Source organism: Promicromonospora citrea (genome assembly GCF_013004695.1).
In the GTDB taxonomy this organism is placed as follows: domain Bacteria; phylum Actinomycetota; class Actinomycetes; order Actinomycetales; family Cellulomonadaceae; genus Promicromonospora; species Promicromonospora citrea.
On sequence record NZ_JABEMG010000058.1, the window covers coordinates 21,279 to 28,298 of the forward strand.

Here is a 7,020-nt window from a genome sequence, read left to right on the forward strand (position 1 = left end):
GCCTCAGGACACCGGCCCGGACGACCTCCGGAGAATCACCTCGGCCCCCGTCCGCACGGACCGCGCCGGCCCGTCGTACCCGTCGAGCCGGTCGACGAGCATGCGGACGGCGGCCGAGACCATCGCCTCCGGGTCCGGGCTGACCGAGGTCAGCGGCGGGCTGGCGAACTCGCTCTCGTCCGTGTTGTCGAAGCCGGTGACGGCGACGTCCTCGGGGACCCGGCGGCCGTGGGAACGCAGCGCGCGCACGACGCCGATCGCCGTCGCGTCGTTCGCGCACACCGCGGCGTCGAACTCGACGCCGGTCCGGAGCAGCCCGACCATCGCCTCGTACCCGGACTCGCGCCGGTCCCAGTCCGAGCCGACGGCGAACAGCGCCGGGTCGGGCTCGATCCCCCGCTCGGCGAGGGCGTCGACCACGCCGGCGTAGCGCCCGCTCTCGGTGCTCAGGCCGTTCCAGATGATCGCGAGGCGGCGGCGGCCCGTGTCCAGCAGGTGGCGGGTGACGGCGTTGGCCCCGGCGTACTCGCCCATGATGACGCAGTCCAGGGAGTCGGTGGCGGGGCCGCCCACCTGGACGACGGGCCGGCCGAGCGCCCGCCCGCCGAGCGCCGCCGCGCGGAAGTGGGCGGGGCAGATGACGACGCCGTCGGCGTCGCGGGTGGACGACCCGATGACGGCCGCGAGCTCCGCGTGCACGTCACCCGCGACGCGCAGCGTCGTCGTGAGGCCCTCGTCCTCGAGCGCGAGGATGAGGCGCTCCGCCATCTCGGCGAAGTACGGCTGGAAGAGGTTGGGCACCACCACCGCGATGCGGCCCGTGCGGCCCGACGCCAGCCCCCGGCCGGCGTGGTTCGGCCGGTAGCCCACGGTGTCGGCGGCGGCCCGCACCGTGGCGCGGGTGGCCGCCGAGACGTTCGGCCGGTCGAGCATGACGTTCGAGACGGTCTTCGCCGACACGCCGGCCAACCGCGCGACGTCCTCCAGGGTGGGGCGGCGGGCGGTGTCCCGGTTCACGACCTCGCTGTTCACGGCATCCCCATCGTCGACTCGCGGCGCACCAGCGTGACCGGCACGGTGACCTGGCGGGCCGCGGCGGGCGCGCCGCCCCGCAGCCGGTCCGTGAGCAGCTCGAGGGCCGCCCGCGCCAGGCCTGCGGGCGACGGGTCGATCGTGGTGAGCGTGGGCGTGGAGAACTGGCCGTCGGCCAGGTTGTCGTAGCCGATGATCGCCACGTCGTCCGGCACGGCCACGCCGCGCTCGACCAGGCAGGACAGCGCCCCGATCGCCACCTCGTCGTTGACGCACAGCAGGGCGTCGAGGTCGGGACGCACCTCCAGCGCCTCGGCCGCCGCCGCGGCGCCCGCGCGCCGGTCGCCGACGCCGCCCAGCGACACCCGCGGCACGGCGCCCGCCTCGATGCCGACCGCCGACAGCGCGGCCCGGAGCGCCGCGGACAGGTTCTCCCGGTCGGTCTCCGTGCGGGCGCGGTCGGGCCCCAGGAGCACGGGCCGGGTCCGGCCCATCACCCCGAGGTGCCGGGCCACCAGCCCCGCGGCCTCGACGACGTCCTCGTCGACGCGGTCGACCGGCGCCTGCCAGCTGCCGCCCTGGATCACGACCACGGGCTGCTGCGCCTGGTCCCACGTGACCGGCTCGAGGTCCTCGGGATCGATGAGCAGCACGCCGTCGTACAGGTGGCCGCGCTCCCCCAGCACCTCCGAGATGCGTCGCGGACGCCGGTGCGTGGGCTCGACCGTCGCCGTGAGGCCCAGCCGCTCGGCCTCGTGCACGAGCGCCTCCACGAGCATCGCGAGGTACGGGCGGCGCAGCTCGGCCACGACGATGCCGATGGTGCCCGTGCGGCCGGTCCGGAGGCTACGGGCGCTCGGGTTGGGCACCCAGCCCAGCTCGGCGATGGCCGCCTCGACCCGCGCCATGGTCTCGGGGCGGATGTGGGGCTCCCGGTTGACTACCCGTGAGACGGTCTTCAGCGACACCCCGGCCCGGGTCGCCACGTCCTTCATGGTGGCGGGCATGGTCCAACTGTAAGCGGCGCGGGGCCGGGCGGTGGCACGTCCGGCCGGCCGGTGCCCACCGAAGCTCGGGAGAACGTATGCGCACGACCGACCTGCCCTCGCGCGGGGTCCTCGTCACGGGCTCGTCCCGCGGCATCGGCCGCGCGATCGCGCTGGCCTTCGCCGAGCGCGGCGACCGCGTCGCCGTCCACCACGCCCACGGCCGGGCCGACGCCGAGCAGACCCTCGCCGCGCTGCCCGGCACCGGCCACGTCCTGGTCCAGGGCGACCTGGGCGACCCGACGGCGGCGACAACCCTGGTCGACGACGCCGCCGCGCAGCTGGGCGGGCTCTCCGTGCTCGTGAACAACGCCGCGGTGGGCCCGGACCCGCAGAACGTCCACACGGTCCAGGACACGCCGTTCGAGGACTGGGCCGCCGCGTGGGACACGATGGTGCGGGTCAACCTGCTCGGCACGGCCCACGCGAGCTGGGCGGCGGCCCGGCACCTCGTCGCGGCGGGCGCGGGCGGCGCTATCGTCAACGTCGGCTCGCGCGGCGCGTTCCGCGGGGAGCCCGACCACCCGGCGTACGCCGCGACCAAGGCCGCCGTGCACGCGCTCGGCCAGTCGCTCGCCCTCACGCTGGCCCCGCACGGCGTCGCCGTCGCCTCGGTGGCTCCCGGCTTCGTGGCCACCGACCGGCAGGCGCCGAAGCTCGTGGGCGAGCAGGGCGACGCGCTGCGCGCGCAGAGCCCGTTCGGGCGGGTCGGCACCCCGGAGGAGGTCGCCGCCGCCGTCGTGTACCTGGCCTCCCCCGAGGCGCGCTGGTCCTCCGGGACGGTGCTGGACGTCAACGGGGCGTCGTACCTGCGGACATGAGGTGCCGTGGGGCCAGGTCAGGCGGACGCGGCAGGCGCCGTCCGGCGCACGCCCCACTCGCCGAGCTCCGGAGCGATCCATCCTGCGGGCCCGCGCCGCAGGGGCAGGACGGCGGGCACGGTGACGCGGTCCATCTGCAGGGCGCCCTCGATGCGGGGTGCCGCCGTGCCGCCCGGCCCCGCACCCGGCTCCCACCGGACCTCGATCCCCTGGTCCGCGAGCGCCGCCTCGTCGATCACGGCGAGCACGAGGGGCTCTGACGCGTCGCCGTAGACGCCGTCGAGTACCGCCTGCAGGGTGTCGGCGGTGGCGGCGTGGATGAACCCGGTGTCGTCGAGCAGTGTGCTGCGCGTCGCGACGTCGTACTCGCCGAAGCGCTCGCACGCCTCCCAGTCGTCGCTGAAGGCCACGTGCACCAGTCGTTCGCCGGCCATCGGTCGTCCTCCGTCTCGATGAGTCGTGCCGTCAATGAAACGGCAACGTATCATTACGAGCGTGACGACGGACGGGTCAGAGACGAACGCCACAGGGCAGGCCACCGCGGAGCCGCGGCGCGGTCCCGGACGCCCGCGCCGAGAGGACGTCGAGGCGCGGCGTGAGGAGATCCTGGCGGCCGCCGTGCGCCTGTTCGCCGAGCACGGGTTCAGCGGGACGACGATCGAGGCCGTGGCGACTGCGGTGGGCGCCACGAAGCGCACCGTCTACCGGCACTTCACCGACAAGACCGGTCTGTTCTTCGCGGCCGTCGACCGGCTGCACGTCCACGAGCGCCCCCCGGTGCGCGACGGCGAGGACCTGGAGGAGCTGGCGACCCGGATGGTGCACATCCTGCACGGCGACGACGCCATCACGCTCCACCGCCTCGTCGTCGCCGAGTCGCTGCGGCACCCGCAGCTCGCGGCCGACTTCTACGCCAAGGGGCCGGCGCGGTCGATCGCGGTGCTGACCGCGGGGCTCGAGGTCGAGCACGGGGCCGGGGCGGGCGAGCGCGGCGAGATGCTGTACACGCTGCTGCTCGGGGAGGCGCACCGCAAGCGGCTGCTCGGGCTGACGGCGGCGCCGTCGCGAGAGGAGGCGCGGGCGTACGCGCGGCGGGCGATCGGGGCGGTGGTGGGGGTGCGACCTGGCAGGTGAGACCGCGACGACCACCTGGCGGGCCGGGTGAAGGTGCTGCCGCCCGCAGGAGTGCGGGCGACAGCACCGACGCGTTCGTCCTCAGCAGGACCGCTCGGGCTCCGACCCGGGCCCGCAGACCGGAGGCTGCGCCGTGGGCGCGGTGTCACGGAAACCCTGTTCGATGACGGTGCCGGTGCTGAGCACCGCGCCGTCGTCGGCGAGGTAGCGGGTCTCCAGGAGCGTGCCGTCGGTCGGGTCGAGCACGAGAGCGTACCGACCCAGCCTCTGGCTGCTGAAGTCCACGCTCACGGCTGTGCCGTCCCGGCCGGCCGCGTCGGTCGTCGGGCCGTCGAGGGTGACGCCGGGGATCGAGGCGATGACTTCCCACAGGGTGCGTCGCAGCTCCGGCCGGGCCGGGCTCTCGCGCAGTAGCCCGGTCGCCGCGTCCCACAGGTCGTAGGCGTGGCCGTGCGAGGTGTCCGTCATCCGCTCCGTCAACAGCGCGCTGAGCTCCTCCGGGTCGGCCGGCAGCTCGTCGAGCTCGTCCCACGTCACGGCGACGTTCCCACCGAACAGCGTCGTCGAGCTCCCTCCCGGGACGTCCGCGTGCTGCCCGAGATCCTGGTATCGGACGAGCGCGGGGTCGAGCACGGCGCTGCCCTCGCTCTCCGCGACCTCCGCCGCGAAGAACTCGTCCCGGAGTACCCCTCCCTCGCGCGCCAGCCAGACCTCGCGCTGGTGCGGGATGGTGACGGAGGTGTCGCTCTCGGTCCGGACGTACCAGTACCGCCCTTCTCCCACCGGCTGCTGCAGGGCGGCGTTGCTCGCCGCCTGGAGGAGGACCTGCTCGGCCGACGCCGGCGCGGTGGCCAGGAGACCACCGCCGAGGGCGGCGGCCAGCAGCACGATCGCCCCGCCGACGAGAGCGCGAGCCCGGGTCCCCCGCCGCCCCGCTACCGGTCGTGCCGGTCCTGAGGCCGCTGTGAGGTCCTGCAGGAGCAGCTCGGCGCGGGCGCTCTCGTCCGCGGTCAGCCCGCTGGTCGGCACGGGGTTCGCCTCCTCGACCAGGCGGAGCGTCCGGTTCCTCATGCGATGGTTCATGGCAGATCTCCCTCGAGAGCGGCAGACAGGTGCGGGGTGACCGCAGGGACCGGTTCGTCGACCGCGTCGTCCAGCAGATGCTTGAGCCGACGGCGTGCCCTCGTCAGCCGGACGGAGAACGCCGCGCGGGTGCAGCCGAGCACCGCGGCGGCCTCCCGACCGGTGAGCCCGTCCCAGGCGACCAGGGCGATCACCTCGCGGTCGGCATCGTTCAGGCGCGCCCACGCCACCCGGAGGTCCAGTGCCACGTCGTTGAACGAGGTGTCGTCCTGGCCCGGGTCCCGTTCGCTCCCGAGGCGCAGCTCCAGACGGCGGCGCCGTTCCCGGCTGCGGTGATCGTTCGCGACCAGGTTGCGAGCCACGCCGAACAACCAGGGGCGCGCCTCGCGCGGGACGTCCTCCCACCGGTCCCAGGCGATGGTGAAGACCTCGGCAGCGAGGTCTTCCACCCGCGCGGGATCGGCGCGGCGCCGGATGAACGCGAGGATGTCCGGGTAGGCCGCGCGGAACACCTCGCTGAACACGACGTCCGGTCTTGCCCTCACCACGGGCATGTCCTGTGTCTCATACCCCTACATGGCTCGCGACGACGACAGTGCAACACTGCACTTCGTCGGCCCGCGCTCGGGGATGCGCCGAAGTCAGCCGAGCAGCGACAGCAGCACCGCGGCGGCACCGTCGTCGTCGATGGTTCCGGTCACGTCGCCGCCGGCGCTCCGAACGTGCTCAGGCGCGTGCCCCATGACCGCGGAGTACGACGCCCACCGCAGCATCTCCAGATCGTTCTCCCCGTCACCGATCGCGACGGTCGCGCCCTGCTCCACGCCCAGGCCCACGCGGACCCGGTCGAGCGCCGTCGCCTTCGACAGCCCGACCGGCGTCACGTCGACCCAGTCGGGGCGCGTGGGGATCGCGGTCACCCCCAGTGCGCGGAGGGCCGGCACCAGCCGGTCGGCACCAGACCCGCGCAGCGCCGCTCTCGGCGTCGTCTCGGCCCACAGCTCCGACAGACGGCGCACCTCGTGCTGCTCCCCCGGCAGCTCGCCGTCCGGGAAGGCGAGGTTGACGCGATAGCCGATACCGACGATCTCGGTGGCGATCCGGATGCCCGGCAGGGCGTCCTCGGCCAGGCGAACGACGGGCTCGGGCTCGATGACCTGGAGGTCGTGGACCGTGTAGCCGTGGTCGACCAGGTGCGCGGTCACCGCGCCGTTGCTGGCCACGATCCACACGTCGTCCAGCTCGAGCTGCCCGGCGGCGCGCAGCGCGCCCACGAGGGACCGGCCCGTGGCGAGCACGACGTGGTGGCCGGCGGCACGGACCTTGGCCACGGCGTCGAGCACGGCGTCGGTCGGCGGATGCCCGGTACGGATCAGGGTGCCGTCGATGTCACAGGCGACGAGCACGGGCGCCGCGAGGTCGAGAGGGTGCGCGGCCCGCCCGGCCGGCGTCGTCGACGTCATGCGGGGGACGTTAGTGGACCAGGCCGCGTCTGGCGACCAGCCTGCTCAAGAGTGCTCGGATCGATACCCGGCGAGGCCGAGCCCGGCAGAAACACGGAAGGTCGGGTTGAGGGCTCCCGGAGGAACCCACGACCCGACCCCAACAGACCTCAGACGTTGAGCTGTGCGTCCGGCCGTTCACCTGTGTGTTCGCCGCTGCTGGAAAGGCTGGGGGGGAACCGTGGGGGAATCGGCCGGAGGTACCGCTCCCCCATAGCGAGGGAGCCGACAAGCCGCGACGGGATTGTCGTGAGTCTCGTCCGCGGGGTGCTGCGCAGGGCCGCGGCAAAGTCTGGTCTACAGGAGCGCGGTTGGGGTGGCCTGACCTGCGTCTTTGCTGGTGAGACGGGATGCGCGGGTGCGTCGCGAGACAGGTTGGATCGGAGGTTCCTACGCCAGCCG

At 74.2% G+C, this 7,020-nt stretch carries 8 protein-coding genes; 2 read left to right on the plus strand and 6 right to left on the minus strand.

Going from position 1 to position 7,020, the window contains the following annotated elements; translation table 11 throughout:
- Nucleotides 1–3: 3 nt before the first annotated feature.
- On the minus strand, nt 4–1,032 hold the full coding sequence (locus HLB15_RS12600; RefSeq protein ID WP_229785753.1) for a LacI family DNA-binding transcriptional regulator: 1,029 nt from the start codon (nt 1,030–1,032) through the stop codon (nt 4–6).
- Nucleotides 1,029–2,039 carry a LacI family DNA-binding transcriptional regulator gene (locus HLB15_RS12605; protein WP_171106120.1) on the minus strand — a complete coding sequence of 337 codons (1,011 nt, stop codon included), beginning with the start codon at nt 2,037–2,039 and terminating at the stop codon, nt 1,029–1,031. The genes HLB15_RS12600 and HLB15_RS12605 overlap by 4 nt, the downstream gene beginning before the upstream one ends.
- A 77-nt stretch (nt 2,040–2,116) precedes the next feature.
- On the opposite strand from HLB15_RS12605, the gene HLB15_RS12610 reads away from it, so the two are divergent.
- Nucleotides 2,117–2,899, plus strand: coding sequence for an SDR family NAD(P)-dependent oxidoreductase (locus tag HLB15_RS12610; protein WP_171106121.1), 783 nt, complete (start codon nt 2,117–2,119; stop codon nt 2,897–2,899).
- A gap of 17 nt (nt 2,900–2,916) precedes the next feature.
- Here HLB15_RS12610 and HLB15_RS12615 read toward each other — a convergent pair whose 3' ends face one another.
- Nucleotides 2,917–3,333: a DUF952 domain-containing protein gene (locus HLB15_RS12615; RefSeq protein ID WP_171106122.1), complete on the minus strand. Its 417-nt coding sequence runs from the start codon at nt 3,331–3,333 to the stop codon at nt 2,917–2,919.
- A 61-nt stretch (nt 3,334–3,394) separates the two neighbouring features.
- Between HLB15_RS12615 and HLB15_RS12620 the strand changes: the two genes are divergently transcribed.
- Complete coding sequence (locus HLB15_RS12620; protein ID WP_229785754.1) at nt 3,395–4,033, plus strand: TetR/AcrR family transcriptional regulator; 639 nt, start codon at nt 3,395–3,397, stop codon at nt 4,031–4,033.
- 81 nt (nt 4,034–4,114) lie between these two features.
- Here HLB15_RS12620 and HLB15_RS12625 read toward each other — a convergent pair whose 3' ends face one another.
- From HLB15_RS12625 to HLB15_RS12635, 3 genes are all read right to left on the minus strand, one after another.
- On the minus strand, nt 4,115–5,116 hold the full coding sequence (locus HLB15_RS12625; RefSeq protein ID WP_189087193.1) for a CU044_5270 family protein: 1,002 nt from the start codon (nt 5,114–5,116) through the stop codon (nt 4,115–4,117).
- Complete coding sequence (locus HLB15_RS12630; RefSeq protein WP_171106125.1) at nt 5,113–5,640, minus strand: RNA polymerase sigma factor; 528 nt, start codon at nt 5,638–5,640, stop codon at nt 5,113–5,115. Before HLB15_RS12630 ends, HLB15_RS12625 begins: the two co-directional genes overlap by 4 nt.
- A 117-nt stretch (nt 5,641–5,757) precedes the next feature.
- Nucleotides 5,758–6,579, minus strand: coding sequence for an HAD family hydrolase (locus tag HLB15_RS12635; RefSeq protein ID WP_171106126.1), 822 nt, complete (start codon nt 6,577–6,579; stop codon nt 5,758–5,760).
- Between the last annotated feature and the right edge of the window lie 441 nt (nt 6,580–7,020).